The 19,545-nt window shown below is 73.6% G+C and carries 22 protein-coding genes and 1 riboswitch; of the genes, 8 read left to right on the forward strand and 14 right to left on the reverse strand.

Annotated elements, in window-relative coordinates; all coding sequences use genetic code 11:
• Positions 1-21: 21 nt before the first annotated feature.
• The gene (locus tag Mco01_RS01025; protein WP_204055003.1) at positions 22-1,080 is read right to left on the reverse strand and encodes an aminopeptidase P family protein; all 1,059 of its coding nucleotides are present in this window, start codon (positions 1,078-1,080) and stop codon (positions 22-24) included.
• Positions 1,081-1,260: 180 nt separating this feature from the next.
• On the opposite strand from Mco01_RS01025, the gene Mco01_RS01030 reads away from it, so the two are divergent.
• Positions 1,261-1,815, forward strand: a complete 555-nt coding sequence (locus Mco01_RS01030) for an RNA polymerase sigma factor (RefSeq protein ID WP_036321452.1) — start codon at positions 1,261-1,263, stop codon at positions 1,813-1,815.
• Positions 1,816-1,817: 2 nt separating this feature from the next.
• Complete coding sequence (locus tag Mco01_RS01035) at positions 1,818-2,426, forward strand: hypothetical protein (protein WP_204055004.1); 609 nt, start codon at positions 1,818-1,820, stop codon at positions 2,424-2,426.
• 145 nt (positions 2,427-2,571) lie between these two features.
• On the opposite strand, the gene Mco01_RS01040 is transcribed toward Mco01_RS01035, so the two are convergent.
• The 6 genes from Mco01_RS01040 to Mco01_RS01065 form a co-directional block, all read right to left on the reverse strand.
• Positions 2,572-3,606: an LLM class F420-dependent oxidoreductase gene (locus Mco01_RS01040; RefSeq protein ID WP_204055005.1), complete on the reverse strand. Its 1,035-nt coding sequence runs from the start codon at positions 3,604-3,606 to the stop codon at positions 2,572-2,574.
• 91 nt (positions 3,607-3,697) lie between these two features.
• Entirely contained in the window at positions 3,698-4,501 is an 804-nt protein-coding gene (locus Mco01_RS01045) for an SAM-dependent methyltransferase (protein WP_239103243.1), read from the reverse strand.
• A 78-nt stretch (positions 4,502-4,579) separates the two neighbouring features.
• Positions 4,580-5,221 (reverse strand): nucleotidyltransferase family protein, encoded by a 642-nt coding sequence (locus Mco01_RS01050; protein WP_204055007.1) that lies wholly within the window; start codon positions 5,219-5,221, stop codon positions 4,580-4,582.
• Positions 5,218-6,348 carry an XdhC family protein gene (locus Mco01_RS01055; RefSeq protein ID WP_204055008.1) on the reverse strand — a complete coding sequence of 377 codons (1,131 nt, stop codon included), beginning with the start codon at positions 6,346-6,348 and terminating at the stop codon, positions 5,218-5,220. The genes Mco01_RS01050 and Mco01_RS01055 overlap by 4 nt, the downstream gene beginning before the upstream one ends.
• A complete protein-coding gene (locus tag Mco01_RS01060; RefSeq protein WP_204055009.1) occupies positions 6,341-7,525 on the reverse strand; it encodes a vWA domain-containing protein in 1,185 nt (394 codons plus the stop codon). Before Mco01_RS01060 ends, Mco01_RS01055 begins: the two co-directional genes overlap by 8 nt.
• Positions 7,518-8,453, reverse strand: a complete 936-nt coding sequence (locus tag Mco01_RS01065) for an AAA family ATPase (protein ID WP_239103244.1) — start codon at positions 8,451-8,453, stop codon at positions 7,518-7,520. Before Mco01_RS01065 ends, Mco01_RS01060 begins: the two co-directional genes overlap by 8 nt.
• Positions 8,454-8,590: 137 nt before the next feature.
• Here Mco01_RS01065 and Mco01_RS01070 point away from each other — a divergent pair, with 137 nt between their 5' ends.
• Entirely contained in the window at positions 8,591-9,214 is a 624-nt protein-coding gene (locus Mco01_RS01070; protein ID WP_204055010.1) for an HD domain-containing protein, read from the forward strand.
• A gap of 18 nt (positions 9,215-9,232) precedes the next feature.
• Here Mco01_RS01070 and Mco01_RS01075 read toward each other — a convergent pair whose 3' ends face one another.
• Complete coding sequence (locus Mco01_RS01075) at positions 9,233-9,496, reverse strand: DUF4031 domain-containing protein (RefSeq protein WP_204055011.1); 264 nt, start codon at positions 9,494-9,496, stop codon at positions 9,233-9,235.
• A gap of 117 nt (positions 9,497-9,613) precedes the next feature.
• Between Mco01_RS01075 and Mco01_RS01080 the strand changes: the two genes are divergently transcribed.
• The 4 genes from Mco01_RS01080 to Mco01_RS01095 are packed head-to-tail and all read left to right on the forward strand — an operon-like array spanning position 9,614 to position 13,288.
• Positions 9,614-10,447, forward strand: a complete 834-nt coding sequence (locus tag Mco01_RS01080) for an ABC transporter permease (RefSeq protein ID WP_204055012.1) — start codon at positions 9,614-9,616, stop codon at positions 10,445-10,447.
• The gene (locus tag Mco01_RS01085) at positions 10,420-11,160 is read left to right on the forward strand and encodes an ABC transporter ATP-binding protein (RefSeq protein ID WP_239103245.1); all 741 of its coding nucleotides are present in this window, start codon (positions 10,420-10,422) and stop codon (positions 11,158-11,160) included. Before Mco01_RS01080 ends, Mco01_RS01085 begins: the two co-directional genes overlap by 28 nt.
• Complete coding sequence (locus Mco01_RS01090) at positions 11,157-12,158, forward strand: ABC transporter substrate-binding protein (RefSeq protein WP_204055013.1); 1,002 nt, start codon at positions 11,157-11,159, stop codon at positions 12,156-12,158. The genes Mco01_RS01085 and Mco01_RS01090 overlap by 4 nt, the downstream gene beginning before the upstream one ends.
• Positions 12,155-13,288: an LLM class flavin-dependent oxidoreductase gene (locus tag Mco01_RS01095; RefSeq protein WP_204055014.1), complete on the forward strand. Its 1,134-nt coding sequence runs from the start codon at positions 12,155-12,157 to the stop codon at positions 13,286-13,288. Before Mco01_RS01090 ends, Mco01_RS01095 begins: the two co-directional genes overlap by 4 nt.
• Before the next feature lie 36 nt (positions 13,289-13,324).
• On the opposite strand, the gene Mco01_RS01100 is transcribed toward Mco01_RS01095, so the two are convergent.
• The 6 genes from Mco01_RS01100 to ribD form a co-directional block, all read right to left on the reverse strand.
• Positions 13,325-13,747 (reverse strand): PH domain-containing protein, encoded by a 423-nt coding sequence (locus Mco01_RS01100; RefSeq protein ID WP_239103246.1) that lies wholly within the window; start codon positions 13,745-13,747, stop codon positions 13,325-13,327.
• 153 nt (positions 13,748-13,900) lie between these two features.
• On the reverse strand, positions 13,901-14,371 hold the full coding sequence (gene ribH, locus Mco01_RS01105) for a 6,7-dimethyl-8-ribityllumazine synthase (RefSeq protein WP_204055015.1): 471 nt from the start codon (positions 14,369-14,371) through the stop codon (positions 13,901-13,903).
• A complete protein-coding gene (locus Mco01_RS01110) occupies positions 14,368-15,591 on the reverse strand; it encodes a bifunctional 3,4-dihydroxy-2-butanone-4-phosphate synthase/GTP cyclohydrolase II (RefSeq protein ID WP_239103247.1) in 1,224 nt (407 codons plus the stop codon). Before Mco01_RS01110 ends, ribH begins: the two co-directional genes overlap by 4 nt.
• Positions 15,588-16,226 carry a nicotinamide mononucleotide transporter family protein gene (locus tag Mco01_RS01115; protein ID WP_204055016.1) on the reverse strand — a complete coding sequence of 213 codons (639 nt, stop codon included), beginning with the start codon at positions 16,224-16,226 and terminating at the stop codon, positions 15,588-15,590. Before Mco01_RS01115 ends, Mco01_RS01110 begins: the two co-directional genes overlap by 4 nt.
• Complete coding sequence (locus Mco01_RS01120) at positions 16,223-16,825, reverse strand: riboflavin synthase (RefSeq protein WP_204055017.1); 603 nt, start codon at positions 16,823-16,825, stop codon at positions 16,223-16,225. Before Mco01_RS01120 ends, Mco01_RS01115 begins: the two co-directional genes overlap by 4 nt.
• Before the next feature lies 1 nt (position 16,826).
• On the reverse strand, positions 16,827-17,915 hold the full coding sequence (gene ribD, locus Mco01_RS01125; protein WP_344056224.1) for a bifunctional diaminohydroxyphosphoribosylaminopyrimidine deaminase/5-amino-6-(5-phosphoribosylamino)uracil reductase RibD: 1,089 nt from the start codon (positions 17,913-17,915) through the stop codon (positions 16,827-16,829).
• 119 nt (positions 17,916-18,034) lie between these two features.
• A riboswitch (FMN riboswitch) is annotated at positions 18,035-18,183 on the reverse strand.
• 340 nt (positions 18,184-18,523) lie between these two features.
• On the opposite strand from ribD, the gene Mco01_RS01130 reads away from it, so the two are divergent.
• Entirely contained in the window at positions 18,524-19,543 is a 1,020-nt protein-coding gene (locus Mco01_RS01130) for an ABC transporter permease (protein ID WP_204055019.1), read from the forward strand.
• The last annotated feature ends 2 nt before the right edge of the window (positions 19,544-19,545 follow it).

Genomic DNA, 19,545 nt, shown 5'->3' on the forward strand with positions numbered 1-19,545 from the left:
GCGTCTCCCGCGTCGGCTGCCCTACAGGACGAGCAGCTCCTTCGTCGTCAGTGTGAGAAGCTCCGGCCCGTCGTCACGCGTCACCAGCGTGTCCTCGATGCGCACACCGCCCCTGCCCGGAAGGTAAACCCCCGGCTCGACGGTGATCGGAACTCGATCCTCTAGTCTACCGGTCCTGCCAGGGCCCAGGAACGGCTGCTCGTGGATCTCCAGGCCCACTCCGTGGCCGAGCCCGTGGCCGAAGTGCCCGGCGTGCCCCGCCTCGGCGATCAGTTCGCGGGCCGCGGCGTCCACCTCGTCCGCCGTCGCCCCCACCCGTACGGCGTGGCGGCCGGCCCGCTGGGCAAGCCGCACGAGGTCGTAGAGGTCCCGCTGCCAGGCGGCGGGCCGGCCGACGGCCACGGTGCGGGTCATGTCGGCGTGGTAGCCCTCGTAGAGCGCGCCGAAGTCCATCGTGACCAGGTCGCCGCGCTCCACCGCCCGGTCGGAGGGGCTGTGGTGCGGGATCGACCCGTTCGGGCCGGAGGCCACGATCGCGTCGAACGCCGGCTTGTCCGCGCCGAGCTCGATCATGGCGATCGCGAGCCGGCGGGCGATCTCGCGCTCGGTCGTCCCGGGCGCGATCGCCTCGACGACGCGGGCGAACGCCTCGTCGGTGATCGTGCAGGCCCGGCGCAGCGAGGCGAGCTCGCCCTCGTCCTTGACCGCGCGCACGGTCTCCACGATCCCCTCGACGGGCGCGAGCGGGTGCGCGCCGGCGAGGTCGCGGAACGTCCCCACCGGCATGCGCCCGGCCTCGACGGCGACCGGCCCGGCGTCTCCCGCCCGCGACAGCAGCGCGCCCGCCACGTCGCGGTCCTCGATCACCTCCACGCCGGCGCAGCGCTCCCGGGCCGTCTCGGCGTACCGGGAGTCGGTGGCCAGCAGGGCCTCGCTCCCCGCGGTGAGGAGCAGGGCCGCGTTGCTGCTGTCGAGACCGGTCAGGTAGCGCACGTTGACGGCGGCGGTGACGAGGACGGCGGCGACCTCGTGTCCGGGCAGCGCCGCGGCCACCCGCGCGCGGCGTGAGGCGTGAATCACGAACGGGACTCTACGCCCGGCCTGACCCGCCGGCGGCCCGGAGCCGGGAGGTCGCCTTGTCCTCCGCTCGACCTTTCCGGGCGGTTGCCGCGGTTTCTGACGTCGTGCCCGGCGAATGAAGCGTTTCGGCCCGGCGCGGTAAGTACGGGTGACCGCGCTCGCCGAGAAAGGCCGACATGCATGACGTCACAAGTCGATGCCGATGACGCGACCCTCATCGGACGGTCCCTGGACGATCCGGAGGTCTTCGCCGCCCTGTTCGACCGGCACGCCCCGCTCCTGCACCGCTACGCGGCCAGGCGTCTCGGACCGAGTGAGGCCGAGGACGTGGTGGCCGACACGTTCCTGGCCGCCTTCCAGCGCCGGGGCGATTACGACAGGGGCCGCCCCGACGCCCGTCCATGGCTGTACGGCATCGCCTCCAACCTGATCGGCAAACGGCGGCGCGCCGAGACGGCCCTCTACCGCGCGTACATCCGCAGCGGCGTGCACCCGGCGGAGATACCAGGCGCGCAAGTGGAGGACCGGCTCGACACCCTGGCCGTCAACCGGCCGCTGGCGCGGGCCCTGCTGGCGCTCAAACCGGCCGATCGCGACGTGCTGCTCCTCGTCGCCTGGGCCGAACTGAGCTACCAGGAGGTCGCCGCCGCGCTCGCGATCCCGCCGGGCACCGTCGCCTCGCGACTCAACCGAGCCCGCATCCAGATCCGTCACGCGCTGGAAGAAGGAGACTGACAGTGGACGCACTGAAAGCCATGTGGGAGACCGTCCCGCCGGCCACTCCGGACGATCTCGCGAGAGCGAGACGCCGCCTGATCGAGGAGATGGGCGGACGGCGGCGGCTGATCACCGTTCCCCGGCTGCTGGTCGCCGCCGCTGCGGCAGCGGCCGTCGTCATACCGCTGATCAACGGCCTCGGCACGCCCGCGTACGCGGTGACCAAGAACCCGGACGGGACGATCACCGTAACCGTCAACGAACTGCGCGACCCCGCGGGGCTGGAGGCCGAGCTGAGGTCGGTCGGCATCAAGGCCGACGTGTCGTTCCTCGCGCCGCACACGCGATGCGCGGGACCGCGGTTCGCCGGCGTGGATCCCTCGTACGGGACGCGGCCGCACACGGAGGCGGAACTGAAGTGGGGCGCCGAGCACTGGCGGTCGCTCCAGGTCATCAAGGCGATCCCGGCAGGCCACCGGATCGGGATCCACCCGGAGTACATCCGGCCGGACGAGACACTCGTGCTGGAGATCCGCGACGACCAGAACCCGAAGGTGCTTTGGACACTCGGCGCATGGCTGGCCGAGGCCGGCACCCCTGTGAAGCCCTGCACACCCGTCAAGGACTGAGGCGGGCACGTCCGCCGGTCCTCGCCACGCGGCCCCGGCGGACCTCCGTCCCACCGGCGACGTCACGGCGGTCGCGCCGTACGCCCTGACGCCGATGTCCCGCCCCTGACCGCGCCGGGTCCCGGCGCGGCCAGGGGGACGGGGATCAGGCGGCGATGTCGCGGATCCGCTCGACGAGCCGCACCCGCTCCTCGTGCGTACGGGCGAAGGGGGCGACGTTGAGCGTGGTGACGCCGGCCTCCCGCAGGGCGGCGACCCGCTCCCTGATGTGGCCCTCGGGGCCGACCAGGGACATCTTCTCCAGCAGCTCGCGCGGCACCTGGGCGGCCGCCTCCTCCTTCTTGCCGTCGAGATAGAGGTCCTGGATGAGCGCGGCCTCCTTCTCGAAGCCGTACCGGCGGGCCAGGTCGTTGTAGAAGTTCCTGCCGCGGGCGCCCATGCCGCCGATGTAGAGGGCGGCCATCGGGCGTCCGAGCTCCAGGACGTCGTCCACGTCGTCGCCGATGGCCAGCACGGCCTGCGCGATCACGTCCAGCTCGCCGAGCTCCGGGTCCCTGCGGGCCTTCCCGGCGGCCAGCGACGGACCCCACACCTCGGCGGCCTTCTCCGGCATGAAGAAGATCGGCTCCCAGCCCTCGGCCAGCTCGGCCGTCAGCTCGACGTTCTTGGGCCCGATGGCCGCGACGACGATCGGGATGCGCTCCCGCACCGGGTGGTTGATCAGCTTGAGCGGCTTGCCCAGGCCGGTGCCGCCCTCCAGGGGCAGCGTGTAGTGCTTCCCGGCGTACTCGAGCCGCTCCCGCCTCCAGACCTTGCGGCAGATCTCGATCACCTCGCGGGTGCGGCCCAGCGGCGCGGTGTACGGCACACCGTGGAAGCCCTCGATCACCTGCGGCCCTGAGGCGCCGAGGCCGAGCGTGAAGCGCCCGTCGGAGACGTAGTCGAGGCCCGCCGCGGTCATGGCCAGCAGAGCCGGGGTGCGGGAGTAGATCGGCAGGATGCCCGAGGCGATCTGCAGCCGCTCGGTCCGCGCCGCGATGTAGCCCATCTGGCTGACCGCGTCGAAGCTGTACGCCTCGGCCACGAACACGATGTCGAGCCCGGCCTTCTCGTAGTCGGCCAGCTCGGCCACGGTCTCCTTGAAGCCCCCGGCGTAGTTGAGGGCCATCCCGATCCGCATCCGCTTCGTCCTTCCGCGTGCCCGCCGGTAACCGAATGTTGTTCCGTTCGTCGGCTCCCAAGGCTAACGACAGGACGGGCGGCGGTCGACCTCAGGGCCGCCGGGCGACGCCGCCGAGCACCGGCAGGAACGCCGTGCGCAGCGGCGGGGTGTGCGGGTCGGGCCGCCACTCGTGCAACTGCACGAGACCGGGCTCCACCAGCTCGAACCCGTCGAAGAACCGGGCGATGGCCTCGCGGGGGCGGGCGTCGAAGGGGGCGTTGGCGGCGCCGTACACCCCGCCGGCGGCCGCCATCACGGCGGGCAGCGGGTCGGAGGTGACGTGCGACACCACGATGTGGCTGCCGGGGGGCAGGGCGTCTCGGTACTGGGCGACGATCCCGGCCGGGTCCTCCTCGTCGGAGACGAAGTGCAGGCAGGCCAGCATCAGCAGCGCGACCGGCTCGTCGCCGGGGCCGAAGTCGGCGGGCAGGGCGGCCAGCACGTCGCCGGGCCGCCGCAGGTCGGCCTCCAGGAACTCCACGCGCGGGTCCCCGGCCAGCAGCGCCCGCCCGTGGACGGCCACCACCGGGTCGTTGTCCACGTAGACGACCCGGGCGTCCGGGGCGGCGGCGAGGGCGATCTCGTGCACGTTGCCCTGCGTCGGCAGGCCGGCTCCGAGGTCGACGAAGCGCCGGATGCCGCACTCCCCCGCCAGGTGGAGGACGGCACGGCCGAGGAATGCCCGGTTCTCCCGCACGGCCTCCCTGACGTGGCCCCGGGACAGCTCGATGACCTTCTCGGCGGCGGCGCGGTCGGCCGGGAAGTGGTTCTTGCCGCCGAGGTAGTAGTCGTACATCCGGGCCACGTTCGGCCGGGTGACGTCCAGCCCCCCGGGGGCCTGCCGCTCTCCCACCGCCGTCTCCCGCCTGCCGTGACGAATCCCCGTGATCATAGTGGGTGTCCCGGCAGCCGGACAGCCTGGTCTCGGAATTCAGGACGCCGGGCGGCCGGGGTCCTTCTGCTCCAGCGAGAGGAGGTCCTCGGCCGTGTCCACGTCGGCGGGGTCCCCCACGTCGTCGCAGGGGACCAGGGTCACCAGATCCGGGCGGGACCGCAGGAACGGCCGCGCGCCCGCATCCGCGACGGCCAGCGCGGCCACTTCGGCGACGTGCTCCCGGGCGATCAGGACGGGATTGCGGGGCGCGCCGCCGTAGGAGGCGGCGGCCACGGAGGCTCCCGCGGCGAACGCCCCGATCAGCCGCCGTACGGCCGCGGGGCCGACCAGCGGCTGGTCGGCGAGGGCGACGACCACGGCCCCGGCCCGGCCGGGCAGCGCGCGGAGACCGGCCCGGAGAGACGAGCCCATGCCGGTCGCCCAATCGGGGTTGGCCACGACCTCGGCTTCCGGGACGGGGACGAGGGCCGCGCCAAGCACCACGATCACGGGGTCGCATCCGCCGTCCGCGAGCAGCCGCACCCCGCGGTCGACCAGCCGCTCGCCGCGGAACTCCACGAGGGCCTTGGGCGTCCCGAGACGGCTCCCGGCCCCCGCGGCGAGCAGCAGCCCGGCTACAGCCGCGCCGCCCGCCCGCTCCGCCGGGTCCGCCCGCCCGCCGCTCGCCTGCCGTGTCACAGCGCGCCCCCGGGGTCGCCGTCGCCCGGGGCGGGGTCGCCGTGGATGCGGCCCGTCGTCTCGGTCAGCGGCAGGCCGCTGCCGCCCCAGCGGAGCCCGATCAGCTCGGCCGCGATCGACACCGCCGTCTCCTCCGGCGTGCGGGCCCCGAGGTCGAGACCGATCGGGGAGCGCAGCCGGGCGATCGCGGCCTCCGGCAGGCCGGCCTCGCGCAGCCGCGCCAGCCGGTCGGCGTGCGTGCGGCGCGAACCCATCGCCCCCACGTACGCCGCCGGGGTGCGCAGGGCCACCTCCAGCAGCGGGACGTCGAACTTGGGGTCGTGGGTGAGCACGCAGATCACGGTCCGCCCGTCGACCTCGGTGGCGGACAGGTAGTCGTGCGGCCACTTCACCACGACCTCGTCGGCGTCGGGGAACCGCTTGGCCGTGGCGAAGACCGGCCGGGCGTCGCAGACGACCACGTGGTAGCCGAGGAACTTGCCGATCCGCGCGACCGCCGCCGCGAAGTCGATCGCGCCGAAGACGAGCATCCTGGGCGCCGGCGCGAACGACTGGACGAAGACCTGCAGGTCGTCGAGGCGCCGCTCCCCCTCCGGGCCGTACCGGCGGACGCCTGTGAGGCCCTGCGCGAGCATGCCGCGGACGTCGTCGTCCACCGCGTCGTCGAGCCGCGCGGAGCCGAGCGACCCCGACGCGTGGGAGGGCCAGATGACGCGGCGGGCCCCCACCGGCCCCGGGCCCGCCACGATCGTCGCGACGGCGACCGGGCGGCGCGCCGCGATCGAGGCGGCGATCTCACCCAGCTCCGGGTACGCCTCCCGCGACACCGCCTCCACGAACACGTCGATGATTCCGCCGCAGGTCAGGCCGACGGAGAACGCCTCGTCGTCGCTCACGCCGTACCGCTGGAGGACCGGCGGCTCCCCCTCGGCCACCTCGCGGGCCAGTTCGTAGACCGCCCCCTCGACGCAGCCGCCCGACACGCTGCCGACGGCCTCGCCGTCCCGTACGGCCATGGACGCGCCGGGCGGGCGGGGCGCGCTGCGGAACGTGCCGACGACGGTGGCCAGCCCGAACCGCTCCCCCGTCTCCCACCAGCGCGTGATCTGGTCGAGCACGTCACGCATCCGCGCCGCCTCCCTCCGGCCCGCGGGCGCGGGCCCCGGCCAGCAGGGCGGCCAGGTCCTCGAACGCCGCGAGGCTGTGCCCGGCCACGAAGTCCGACACGTACGGCAGGGCCGCGCGGATCCCGGCGGTCAGCGGGCGGTACTCGGGGTCGCCCTTGTGCGGGTTCACCCAGATCACCCGGTGGGCCGTGCGGGAGAGCCGGGCCATCTGGGCGCCCAGCAGCTCCGCCGGGCCCCTCTCCCAGCCGTCCGAGGCGATCACGACGATCGCGCCCCGGGGGTCGGGCAGCCGCAGCAGCTCCTTGATCTCCTCCCCCAGCCGGGTGCCGCCGCTCCAGTCGGGGATGGCGGCCGAGCAGGCGGCCATCGCCCGGTCGGGGTCGCGGTGGCGCAGCTCGGCGGTGATCCGGGTGAGCCGCGTCCCGGCGCTGAACACCTCGGTGGCCGCCGGCTGGGCGCGCACGAGCGCGTGCGCGAAGCGCAGCAGCGTGTCGGAGTAGGCGGCCATCGAGCCGCTGACGTCCACGGCCATGACCACTCTGCGGGGCCGGTCGCGGTGTGCCCGCAGCAGCAGCCGTGCGGGGTCCCCGCCGTGCCGGACCGCCTCCCGGACCGTGCGCCGCCCGTCGAGCCGGCCGCGGGCGGCCGGGCGGAACCGCCGGGACCGGCGCCGCTCCCGCGCCCCGTCGAGCAGGGCGAGCAGGGCGCCCACCTCGCGCCGTTCTGCCTCGCTCATCCGGGCGACGTCCCGGTGCCGCAGCACCTCGATCCGGCTCGCGGTGGCCGGGAGCGCGCCGGCCTCTCCCGTCCCCTCAGGCTCCGCCCCGTACGGCAGGGCGGTGGGACGGGTCACGGTCACGGAGGTGGCGGCGCGGTCCGGGCGCGGGCGCAGGCCGGAGAAGTAGGCGGCGAAGCACCGGTCGTACCGGGGGATGTCGCCGGGCACGGCGCACAGCGTGAGGCGGCCGGCCCAGTAGACGTCCCGCTCCCGGGCGGCGTCGAGGTGGCCGAGCGCGGCCAGGAAGCTCTGCGTGCGCTCGTGGTCGGCCCCCACCCCGGCGGCCCGCAACGTCCGGGCGAAGCCGGTCAGGGTGGCCGCGAGGGCCTCCCGGGGCGTCCCGGGGCCTGGGGGCGCGGAACGGCCCGTGCCGGGGTGGCCTCCCGCGCTGTCAGCCACGGCCGCGGGTCCCGTCACTGGAGTCCCGGACCGGAGCTGCCGGGGCCGCCAGCAGGCGGCGGGCCCGGACGGTCTCCTGGTCCTCCCGATACTTGAGCACCGCTCCGAGCGTCACGGCGGCCAGGTCCGGGTTCAGCTCGGCGGCGCCGAGCGTGAGCAGCGCCTCGGCCCAGTCGAGGGTCTCCGCGATGCCGGGCGGCTTAACGAGGTCGGCCGCCCGCAGCCGCCCCGCGGCCCGGGCCACGTCCGACGCGAGCCGCTCGGTGCAGCCGGGCAGGCGCCGCAGCAGGATCGCCACCTCGAGGTCGAAGCCGGGGTGCTCCAGCCAGTGGTAGAGGCAGCGGCGCTTGAGCGCGTCGTGCACCTCGCGGGTGCGGTTGGAGGTCACGACGACGACGGGAGGCGTGACCGCGCTGATCGTGCCCAGCTCGGGGATGGTGATGGTGAAGTCGGACAGCACCTCCAGCAGGAACGCCTCGAACTCGTCGTCCGCCCGGTCGACCTCGTCCACCAGCAGGACGCTGGGCTGCGTCTCCAGGGCCCGCAGCAGCGGCCGGGCGATCAGGAACCTGCGGTCGTAGATCTCGCCCTCGAGAGCGCCCGCGTCGGCCGCGCCCGCCGCCTCCGCGGCCTTGAGGTGCAGGAGCTGGCGGGCGAAGTCCCAGTCGTAGAGGGCCTGGGCGGCGTCGAGCCCCTCGTAGCACTGCAGCCGGATGAGCGGGGCGCCGAGGATCGCGGCCAGCGTCTTGGCCAGCTCGGTCTTGCCGACCCCGGCCTCACCCTCAAGGAAGAGCGGCCGGCCCATCCGCACCGCGAGGTACGCCGCCGTCGCCAGCCCCTCGTCCGCCAGGTAGTCGTGGTGGTCGAGCAGCTCCGCCAGCGTCGCGGGCGAGTCGATGTCCGGCACCGTGGTTGTCCGCCGCAGCACAGGGTCAGGCTACGCGCCACGGATTCCCCCCGCTCTGGCCGATTCCGCCAAACAGCGGCGGCCCCCGCCCCGGCGATTGCCACGATCGCACAGCCCCCGGCCCGCACGAGCGCGGCGGGCGGTCTAGGGTCGTGGCCGTGGAGCTCTCGCCCGCCTCGCCGGTCCCGCCCGCGCCGCCGGAGCTCGCGGGCTCCCCCGCGGGCAGGGCGCTCGCCGCCGAGCTCGCGGCCCGCTGGGCCGAGCCGCACCGCCGCTACCACACCACGGCCCACCTCCGCGCCGTCCTCGCCGCGATCGAGCCGCTCGCCGGCCTCGCCCGCGACCCCGCGGCCGTACGGCTGGCCGCCTGGTTCCATGACGCCGTGTACGAGGGCCTCGCGGGACGGGACGAGGAGCGCAGCGCCCAGCTCTCCCTGGCGCGGCTGCCGGCCTGCGGCCTCGCGCCGGAGCGGGTGCGGGAGGTGGCCAGGCTGGTGCGGGTCACGGCCGGGCACGCGTACGAGCCGGGCGACGCCGACGCGGCCGTGCTGTGCGACGCCGACCTCGCCGTCCTGGGCGGGACCCCCGAGGAGTACGACGCGTACGCCCGGGCCGTGCGGGAGGAGTACGGCCACGTCCCCGGCGACCTGTTCCGGGCGGGGCGGGCCGCCGTCCTGCGCGGCCTGCTGGCGAACGGGCGCCTCTACGGCACCCCGCTGGGGCGCGACCTGTGGGAGGCGCGGGCCAGGGACAACCTGGCCCGGGAGCTCGCCCGCCTCTGACGCCCCTCCGCGGGCGGCCTAGCGGGACTTGCGGCGGCGCAGGCCGGCGTCCCGCAGGCGGCGCACCAGCTCGCCGCTGGACACCGCCTCCGCGCCGAGGGCCAGCGCCCGGTCGTACACCGTCTCCGGCACGTCATAGTGGTCGCGGTCGAAGGCCCGCTCGGGCACTCCGAGGGCGCGGGCGAAGGCGTGCAGCTCCTCGTACGACCCGTCGCTGACGAGGTGGGACCAGAGCAGACCGCGGGGGCCCGGCCAGTTGGGCCGGTCGATCAGCACGGCCATCGGCCCTCCCGCCTCTCCGAACGTCTCAGGGCAACCCTAATGGCGATATACCTATTGACCCGATAGGAAATATAGACAATCCTGTGGGCAACGTCCGCTCCACCTGCGAGGTGATCCATGTCCGTCCTCGAACTGGAGACGGAGGTCCGGGCCGGCGCACGGCCGGGTCCCCGTCCCCAGAGCCGGCGGTTGCCCGGCAGATCCTGGCATCGCTGGATCAGCCCGCTGGTCCTGGTCGTCGCGTGGCAGATCGCGAGCGCGACCGGGCTGCTGCCCACCCGGCTCCTGGCCGCGCCGTCCACGATCGCGGCGACCGCGCTCGACCTCGTCCGCGACGGGACGCTGCCGACGGCGATCGCCGTGTCCCTGCAGCGCGTGCTCGCCGGCTTCGCCGCCGGCGCCGTCGCGGGGGTCGGGACGGCGCTGGTGGCCGGCCTGAGCCGGGCCGGTGAGAACGCGGTCGACCCGATCATGCAGATGCTCCGCGCGCTGCCGTTCTTCGGGCTGATCCCGCTGTTCATCCTGTGGTTCGGCATCGGCGAGACGCCGAAGGTGCTGCTGGTGGCCCTCGCGGTGTCGTTCCCGCTCTACCTCAACACGTTCGCCGGCATCCGAGGCGTGGACGGCAAGCTCGCCGAGGTCGCGCGGACGCTCAAGCTGGGCAGGGCCCAGCTCGTGCGGCACATCGTGCTGCCCGGCGCGCTGCCCCAGACGCTGGTGGGACTCCGGCAGAGCCTCGGCGTCGCCTGGCTCGCGCTGATCGTGGCCGAGCAGATCAACGCCGACGCGGGGCTCGGCTACATGATCAACGACGCCCGGGAGTTCCTGCGCACCGACGTGATCGTCGTCGGCCTGCTCGTCTACAGCGCGCTCGGCCTGCTGACCGACGCCCTCGTCCGGCTGCTCGAAAGGAGGGCGCTGACGTGGCGGCGCGAGTTCCTGTCCAGGTGAGCCCGCCCGAGGTGGCGGCGTCGGTCCGGGCGCTCACCCGGCGCTTCGGCGACCGGACCGTCCTCGACGACCTCGACCTGGAGATCGCGAGGGGCGAGTTCGTGGCGCTGCTCGGCCGCAGCGGCTCGGGCAAGTCGACGCTGCTGCGGGCGCTCGCCGGGCTGGACGACGAGGTGGAGGGCGGTCTCGCGGTCGGCGAGTCGGTCGCCGTGGCCTTCCAGGAGCCCCGCCTCGTGCCGTGGAAGCGGGTGCGGGCCAACGTCGCGCTGGGCCTCGCCCGCGGCGACGCCCGCGCCAGGGCCGAGGCCGCCCTCGCCGAGGTCGGCCTCACCGAGCGGGCGGACGCCTGGCCGCTCACGCTGTCGGGCGGCGAGGCACAGCGGGCCAGCCTGGCCCGGGCCCTCGTCCGCGAGCCCGGCCTGCTGCTGCTCGACGAGCCGTTCTCCGCGCTCGACGCGCTGACCAGGATCACCATGCACAGGCTGGTCCTGGAGCTGTGGTCGGCCCACCGGCCGGCCGTCCTGCTCGTCACCCACGACGTGGACGAGGCGCTGCTGCTGGCCGACCGCGTCCTCGTGCTCGACGAGGGCCGCATCGCCCACGAGACGGCGATCTCCCTGCCCCGGCCGCGCCACCGCGACCACCCCGACCTCGTGTCCCTGCGCACCACCCTGCTGGCCGCTCTCGGCGTCTCCCCAGAAGGAACAGCATGAACAGGAAACTCCTCGCCGCCGTCCTGCTCGCCGTCTCCGTCGCGACCGCGTGCTCCTCCACCGGCTCCTCCGGCGGCTCCTCCACCGGGGGCGCCAAGGGCTCCTCCGGCTCGGGCGTGACGCTGCGCGTCGGCGACCAGAAGGCCGGGTCCCAGGCGCTCCTGGAGGCCGCCGGGCTGCTCGACGGCACCCCGTACACGATCACCTGGTCCCAGTTCACGTCGGGGCCCCCGCTGCTGGAGGCGGTGAACGCGGGGGCCGTCGACATCGGCGGCGTGGGCAACACCCCGCCCGTCTTCGCCGCGGCCTCCGGCTCGAAGATCAAGGTGGTGGCCGCGTACCGGCAGAACCTGGCGGCGGCGGCCATCCTCGTGCCGCAGAACTCGACGATCACCTCGCCCGCCCAGCTGAAGGGCAAGAAGGTCGCGGTGGCCAAGGGCAGCTCGGCCCACTACCACCTGCTGGCCGTGCTCCAGAAGCAGGGCCTGTCCTTCAAGGACGTCCAGCCGCAGTACCTCCAGCCCGCGGACGCGCTCGCCGCGTTCTCCTCGGGCACGGTCGACGCCTGGGCCATCTGGGACCCCTTCACCTCCCAGGCCCGCATCCAGAACAAGGCCCGGCTGCTGGTCGACGGCACCGGATACGTCAACGGCCTCAACTTCCAGGTCGCGGCCCCCGCCGCCCTGGAGGACGGCGCCAAGCAGGCCGCCATCCGCGACTTCCTCACCCGGCTCGCCAAGGCCCGCAACTGGGCCGAGTCCCACCAGGCCGAGTGGGCCAAGGTCTGGGCCAAGGAGACGGGCCTGCCGGTAGAGGTGGCGAACTCCGCGGTCGCCAACGCGGTCGCCGCGCCGATCGTCATCGACGACGCGGTGGTGACGTCCGAGCAGCAGATGGCGGACGCGTTCTCGGCCGAGGGCCTGATCCCCGGCAGCGTCAAATTCTCCGATTTCGTGGATGAGCGGTTCAACGACGTCGTCGCGAAGGCACAGCAATGAGATTCCACTGGTTCCTGCCCACCACGGGCGACAGCAGGGCGATCGTCGGCGGCGGCCACGGCCTCCACCGCGGCCACGGCCACCCCACGGCCTCGGTCTACCGGCCGCCCTCCATCGACTACCTCGGGCAGATCGCTCGGTCGGCCGAGCAGCTCGGCTTCGAGGCCGTGCTCACCCCCACGGGCACCTTCTGCGAGGACGCCTGGCTGGTGACCGCGGCGCTGACGCAGGTGACGACCCGGCTGAAGTTCCTGGTGGCGTTCCGGCCCGGGTTCCTGTCGCCGACGCTGGCCGCCCAGATGGCCGCCACGTACCAGCGGATCTCGGGCGGGCGGCTGCTGCTCAACGTGGTCACGGGCGGCGAGGCGACCGAGCAGAAGCGGTTCGGCGACCACCTGTCGAAGGACGAGCGGTACGCCAGGACCGACGAGTTCCTCACCGTGGTCCGCGGCGCGTGGGACGGCCCGTTCGACTTCGCGGGCGAGCACTACCAGGTCGAGGGCGCGATGGTCGCCGAGCGGCCCTCCCCCGTGCCCGAGCTGTACTTCGGAGGGTCGTCGCCGGCGGCCGGGCCGGTCGCCGCCCGGCACGTGAACGTCTACCTGACGTGGGGCGAGCCGCCGTCGCAGGTGGCCGCCAAGCTCGGCTGGATCCGGGAGCTGGCCGCGGCGGAGGGCCGCACGCTGCGGTTCGGCATCCGGCTGCATGTGATCACCCGCGACACCTCGCAGGAGGCGTGGGCGGAGGCGGACCGGCTGCTCGACCGGATCGACCCGGAGGACATCGCGTCGGCCCGGACGATCCTCGGCCGCAGCGAGTCGGTCGGGCAGCAGCGGATGCTCGCGCTGCACGAGGGCTTCCGCGGCGGCCGGGCCCGCGACCTGGAGATCCATCCGGGCCTGTGGGCGGGCGTCGGGCTCGTCCGCGGCGGCGCGGGAACGGCCCTCGTCGGCAGCCACGCCGAGGTGGCCGACCTCGTGGAGGAGTACGCCTCGCTCGGGATCGAGGAGTTCGTGCTGTCCGGCTACCCCCACCTGGAGGAGGCCTACTGGTTCGGCGAGGGCGTGCTGCCGGAGCTGCGGCGCCGGGGCGCGCTCGACCGCTCTCCCGCCGTACGGCTCACCGCCTGAGGCACCCGGCCCGAGGCGGGCGCGGCGGGCTCGTCCCTACACCCGGTCGGGGGCCTCGCCGCGCTCGCGGATCAGCGCGCTGAGCTCCGACACGGCCCGGCGCGATCGCTCCCGCTCGGTGCTCTGGATGCCCATCGCGCCGAGGCTCAGCCCGTTGGCCAGGTCGAGCTTCGGCCACGGGTCGCCCTCGACCATGGTGACGTCCAGCAGCTCGGGCCACTCGTAGTGGTGGACCCGCAGGGGGTTCACCACCGTGACGCCCCGCTCGTCGGCGCTCACGCGGAGCCGGCCGAGCAGGTGGAGGAGGGCCGCCACGAGGAGGCCGAAGACCACGATGCCGATCCGGTCCGGCACGCCGAACATGGGCGGCAGGACCACCGCGAGCAGGACGGAGCCCCCGATCATCACGGCGGCCAGGCCGTACGCGATGATCGGGGCGCGTCGCGGGCGCCAGGTCACGGGCAACCGCGGAGGCGTCGCCTCAGACACGGCGAGCCGCCGGGAGGTCGCGCACGGCGTCAGCGGGGACGGCTCGTGCGGGCTTGTGCGTGATCACTGATGGTTTTCCCAGCTCGGACGGGCGGGATGCGTCATCCCTGGTGGGTCTGCGGCTCAGGTCGCCAGGCGGCGGAGGGTGAGGGCCGTCTCGAGGGCGGCCATCGTCGCCTCGTAGCCCTTGTCCTCCTTGCTGCCCGGCAGCCCGGACCGCTCGACCGCTTGATCAAGCGTGTCACATGTGAGGACCCCGTTGCCCACCGGGGTCGACTCGTCGAGCGCGATCCTGGTCAACCCCGCCGTCACCGAGTCGCAGACGTAGTCGAAGTGGGCCGTGTCGCCGCGGATCACCGCGCCGAGGGCCACGACCGCGTCGCACCGGCGGGCGAGCGCCTGGACCACGACCGGGATCTCCAGCGAGCCCGCCACCCGGACGGTGAGCGCCTCGGCCCCGCTGTCCTCGGCCGCCCGCAGCGCCCGCGCCACCAGCTGGTCGGTGATCTTCTCGTGCCACCGGGCCGCGACGACGCCCACGGTCAGCCCGCTCGCGTCGACCGGGGAGGCCCCGGGACGTCCCTCGCCGCTCATTCGTCCTCCGTCTCAGGGATGTCGTGGCCCAGCCGGTCGCGCTTGGCCGCCAGGTACCTCTCGTTGTACGGGTTCATCGCCACGGGCATCGGCTCGCGGCCGAGGACCTTGATGCCGTATCCGTCCATGCCGCGCATCTTGGCCGGGTTGTTCGTCAGCAGCCGGACCGACTTCACGCCGAGGTCGGCCAGCATCTGGCCGGCGTTGGAGAACTCCCGCGCGTCCACCGGGAGCCCCAGCTCCAGGTTGGCGTCCACGGTGTCGCTGCCGTTGTCCTGGAGGCTGTAGGCCCGCAGCTTGGCCAGCAGGCCGATGCCCCGGCCCTCGTGGCCGCGCAGGTAGACGATCACCCCGCGGCCCTGCTCGGCGATCGTCCGCATGGCGCTGTCGAGCTGCACGCCGCAGTCGCAGCGCAGCGAGCCGAGCACGTCGCCGGTCAGGCACTCGGAGTGCGCCCGCACCAGCACGTTCTCGCCGTCGCCGAGGTCGCCGTAGACCAGGGCCACGTGCTCGCCGCCGTCGAGCGCGCTGGCGTACCCGTAGGCCCGCCACTCGCCGTACCGGTTGGGGATGCGGGTCTCGGCGACGCGAGTGACCATCCGCTCGGAACGGCGGCGGTGCTCGACGAGCTGCTCGATCGTGACGAGCGCGAGGTCGTGCTCGTCGGCGAACTCCCGCAGCCGGGGCAGCCGGGCCATCGTGCCGTCGTCGTTGACGATCTCGGCGAGCGCGCCCGCGGCCGACAGCCCGGCCAGCCGGGCGAGGTCGACGGCCGCCTCGGTGTGGCCCTGGCGGACCAGCACGCCGCCCTCGCGGTAGCGCAGGGGGAAGATGTGGCCGGGGCGGACCAGCTCGTACGGCTCGGTGGCCGAGTCGCACAGCGTCCGGATCGTCTTGGCCCGGTCGGCCGCCGAGATGCCTGTCGTCACGCCGTCCCGGGCGTCCACGCTGATCGTGTAGGCCGTCCGGAGGTGCTCGCGGTTGTCGGTGACCATCAGCGGCAGCCCGAGCCGGTCGAGCTCGGCGCCCTCCATCGCGACGCAGACGACGCCACTGGTGTACCGGATCATGAACGCGACCAGCTCCGGGGTGGCCTTCGCCGCCGCGAAGATGAGGTCGCCCTCGTTCTCCCTGTTCTCGTTGTCGACCACCACGACCGGCCGGCCGTCGCGGATGTCGGCGATGGCGCGGTCGACCGGGTCGAGCCTGATCTCCTTCACACCGTCACCGCCTCGGGCCGCGGGGCGCGCGACTGGCGCAGCCAGTCCCGGAACCCGATGAGGACCATCACGAAGAACAATCCGTAAACGAGCCCCGAGACCACCAGGCCCGAGCGGACCGCCAGCGGCACGCCGACGACGTCCACGGCCACCCAGATCATCCAGAAGTCGACCAGGGCCCTTCCCTGCGCCCAGGTCGCGACCGCGCTGCCGACGAAGATGTACGCGTCGGGCCACGGCGCCCAGGAGATGTTCAGCCCCCGGGAGTTGAGGTAGGTGAACAGCAGCGCGACGGCGACGGTCCCCGCCGCCATCACCGCGATGAGCCACGTCCGCTCGCGCCGGGTCGCGGGCCGGATCGGCAGCTGCGCGCCGTCCCGCGTGCCGCGCGACCACCGCACCCAGCCGTAGACCGCCAGCAGGCCGAACAGCGCCTGCTTGAGGGCGTTGCCCGTGATGTGCGCGCTGATCGAGGCCGTGAACAGCAGGACGGAGCCGACCAGCTGCACCGGCCAGGTCCAGATCGTCTTCTTGATGGCGAGCCAGACCGTGGTCAGCGCGGCCGCGTTGCCCACCAGGTCGGTCCACAGGACGTGCTGCCCCAGCACGTCGAATCCCGCGTCGGTCCAGCTCATGCCCGGGCTCCCGCGGTCAGCTTCTCGACGTACTTGGCGATCACGTCCACCTCCAGGTTGACCGGGTCACCCGGCTGCTTGTGTCCGAGCGTGGTGAGCTCGAGGGTCGTGGGGATCAGGCTGACGGTGAAGCTCCCGGCGTCGGCGGCGACCACGGTGAGGCTGACGCCGTCCACCGCGATCGACCCCTTCTCCACCACGTACCGCTCCAGGCCGGGCGGGAGGGAGATCCGCACGACCTCCCAGTGCTCGGCCGGCTCGCGGGAGACGACGGCGCCGGTGCCGTCCACGTGGCCCTGCACGATGTGGCCGCCGAGCCGCTGGTCGGCCCGTACGGCGCGCTCCAGGTTGACGGGGGATCCGGGCCGCAGCGCGCCCAGCGACGACCGGTCGAGGGTCTCCTTCATCACGTCGGCCGTGAACGCGTCGCCGTCCACGGCCGCCACCGTGAGGCACACGCCGTTGACCGCGATCGAGTCGCCGTGCCGGGCGTCGCCGGTGACGACCTTCCCGCGGACGGTCAGCCGCGCCGACCGGCCGGCGTCCAGCTCCTCCACCGCGACGACCTCGCCGAGCTCCTCGACGATTCCGGTGAACATCTCAGCTCTCCTTAGGGGATTGCGGCCGGAGGACGATCCTGAGATCCGGCCCGACGGGGGTGACTTCCTCGAACTCCAGGCGATGCGCCTCGGCGATCGTCTCGACGCCCGCGGGGCCGAGCGCGGCCGCGCCCGCGCCCAGCAACGCCGGCGCGAGATAGCCGACGACCCGGTCGACCAGTCCCTCCCTGAGGAACGAGCCGGCCAGGGTCGGGCCGCCCTCAAGCAGCACGCTCACGATCTGCCTCCCGTGCAGCTCAGCCATGAGGGCGCGGAGATGTATTCCGCCGTCCGCGCGCGGGAGCCGTACGGCTCCGGCCAGGTGCGGGGGCACGACGGCGTCGTCGGCGACGGCGACCAGGGTGGGGGCGGCGTCGTCGAGGACGCGGGCGGAGGCGGGGGTGCGGGCGCCGGGGTCGGCCACCACGCGCAGCACGGGCCGCGCGCGCAGGGGCTCGGGGACCCGGGCGGTGAGGCTGGGGTCGTCGGCCAGCACGGTGCCGACGCCCACGAGGACGGCGTCGCTCTCGGCCCGCAGGCGGTGCACCTCGGCCCGCGCCTCCGGGGAGGTGATCCACTGGCTGGTGCCGTCCCGCGCCGCCGAGCGCCCGTCCAGGGTCGCGGCGAACTTCCAGGTCACGTACGGCCGGCGGGACCGGGCGAAGGTGAGCCAGGCCGCGTTGACGCGCTCGGCCTCCTCGGCGAGCAGCCCGGCCTCCACGCGGACGCCGCGGCTCGCGAGGGTCTCGGCGCCGCCCGCCGCCACGGGGTTGGGGTCGGCCACGGCGACGACGACCCGGGCCACCCCGGCCTCCAGGAGGGCGCCCGCGCAGGGGCCCGTCCTGCCGGTGTGGTTGCAGGGCTCCAGGGTCACGTACGCCGTGCCGCCCCTGGCCCGCTCCCCCGCCTCCCGCAGGGCCACGACCTCGGCGTGCGGGCCGCCCGCGTACGCGTGGAAGCCCTCCCCCGCGACCTCGCCCGACGCGTCGAGCACGACGCACCCGACCACCGGATTGGGACTGGTGCCGCCCTGTCCCCGGGCGGCGAGCGCGACCGCGCGCCTCATGTGTTGGATGTCCCGAGAGGTCACCCCGGACCCTTCCTCTCGCCTGTCGCTTCTGCGCCGGCAAGGCGGGCCCCGGGGGTGTGGGACGCGGTCGCACGACCACGTCAGCGGGCGCGCCGGTGCCTCACGGCACGGACGCCCGCTCGCGCGCTTCCTCCCATCCGGACTTTCACCGTCGGTCCTGGAATCACACCAGGTCCACCGGCCGATGGCTTCGGCCGGGTCGCGGACTGCCGCCCCGGGCAGGGGCGTCACCGCCGGTTCGGAATTTCACCGACCCCGGAGCACGCTTGCTCTGTCCCCACCAGTGTGCCATGCCCGGGACGTTGGCGCTTGTGCGCGATTGCGGTGATCAGCAAGGATCATCCGGGGTTGTGATGAGTGTCTGGACCCCGTCCGAGTTGTGTCACAAAACCGTGACACAAAACTCTTTATGTAATATGCAGTGTTGCCTGGCGCATCTTCCAAGGTCAACCGGGTTCCAGGACACAAGCTGATTTACTTTGGACAACGAAGCAAGCAAGAAGCGCATCGCCCGCGTCAAGTGATTGACCCCTGCATAATTAGTTGCCAGGGTTCCCTATAGTCGGATCTCTTCCGATCGTTAATGGTCCTTCCGGGAGCACCGCACCATGACGTTCCCCTCCTCGGCCACGACCGACGCCGTGGCGGACGCAGCGGCGTCCGCCGAGCCGGCCGGTTCCGGCCCCGCCATCGTCGGCCGATCGCCCGGCCAGCTCATGTGGCGCCGGTTCCGGCGCGACAGGACGGGTGTCGTCTCGGCCGTCATCGTCCTCGGGTTCTTCCTGGTCGCCATCCTCGCCCCGGTGATCTCGATGCTGTACGGCAAGGACCCGTACAGCACCTACGGGCAGGACCGGCCCGGGCTGCTGAACCCTTACGGCTACCCCATCGCGCCCAACGGCGGGATGAGCGGCGAGTTCTGGTTCGGCCTCGAGCCGGGCCTCGGCCGCGACGTCTTCATGCAGCTCGTCTACGGCATCAGGACCTCGCTGAGCATCGCCGTGATCGTGACCGTCCTGTCGACGATCATCGGCGTCGTGCTCGGCATCACCTCCGGCTACATCGGCGGCAAGACCGACTACGTGATCGGCCGGGTCATCGACACGCTCCTGGCCTTCCCCTCGCAGCTGTTCCTGATCGTCTTCCTGCCCGTCGTCGAGGCGGCCATCGTGCTGCCCGAGGAGGAGACGCCGACCTGGCTGCGGTACGTGTCCATCTGCCTGGTGCTGACCGTGCTCGGGTGGGCCACGATCGCGCGCCTGTTGCGCGCCCAGGTCCTGTCGCTGCGGACCCGCGAGTTCGTCGAGGCGGCCCGCGTGACGGGCGCCTCGCCCGGCCGGGTCGTCTTCAAGGAGCTCCTGCCCAACCTGTGGACCCCGATCATCATCCAGGCGACCCTCGCGCTCCCGCTGTACGTGGGGGCCGAGGCGGGCCTCGGCTTCCTCGGGGTCGGCATGACCGAGCCGACCCCCGACTGGGGCCGCATGTTCCAGGTGGGCGCCAACGTCTACCACTCCGACGTGACGTACCTGATCTTCCCCGGTGTGTCGATGCTGATCTTCGTGGTCGCGTTCAACCTTCTCGGCGACTCGATCCGCGACGCTTTCGACCCCAAGACGAAGCGCTGACG

This window comes from Microbispora corallina (assembly GCF_016863035.1).
GTDB lineage: Bacteria > Actinomycetota > Actinomycetes > Streptosporangiales > Streptosporangiaceae > Microbispora > Microbispora corallina.

Coding starts and splice junctions, on each gene's coding strand:
- Mco01_RS01030 (WP_036321452.1), top strand. CDS start 1,261: ATGACGTCACAAGTCGATGCCGATGACGCGACCCTCATCGGACGGTCC.
- Mco01_RS01090 (WP_204055013.1), top strand. CDS start 11,157: ATGAACAGGAAACTCCTCGCCGCCGTCCTGCTCGCCGTCTCCGTCGCG.
- Mco01_RS01130 (WP_204055019.1), top strand. CDS start 18,524: ATGACGTTCCCCTCCTCGGCCACGACCGACGCCGTGGCGGACGCAGCG.
- Mco01_RS01120 (WP_204055017.1), bottom strand. CDS start 16,825: ATGTTCACCGGAATCGTCGAGGAGCTCGGCGAGGTCGTCGCGGTGGAG.
- Mco01_RS01095 (WP_204055014.1), top strand. CDS start 12,155: ATGAGATTCCACTGGTTCCTGCCCACCACGGGCGACAGCAGGGCGATC.
- Mco01_RS01115 (WP_204055016.1), bottom strand. CDS start 16,226: ATGAGCTGGACCGACGCGGGATTCGACGTGCTGGGGCAGCACGTCCTG.
- Mco01_RS01080 (WP_204055012.1), top strand. CDS start 9,614: ATGTCCGTCCTCGAACTGGAGACGGAGGTCCGGGCCGGCGCACGGCCG.
- Mco01_RS01055 (WP_204055008.1), bottom strand. CDS start 6,348: ATGCGTGACGTGCTCGACCAGATCACGCGCTGGTGGGAGACGGGGGAG.
- ribH (WP_204055015.1), bottom strand. CDS start 14,371: ATGAGCGGCGAGGGACGTCCCGGGGCCTCCCCGGTCGACGCGAGCGGG.
- Mco01_RS01040 (WP_204055005.1), bottom strand. CDS start 3,606: ATGCGGATCGGGATGGCCCTCAACTACGCCGGGGGCTTCAAGGAGACC.
- Mco01_RS01075 (WP_204055011.1), bottom strand. CDS start 9,496: ATGGCCGTGCTGATCGACCGGCCCAACTGGCCGGGCCCCCGCGGTCTG.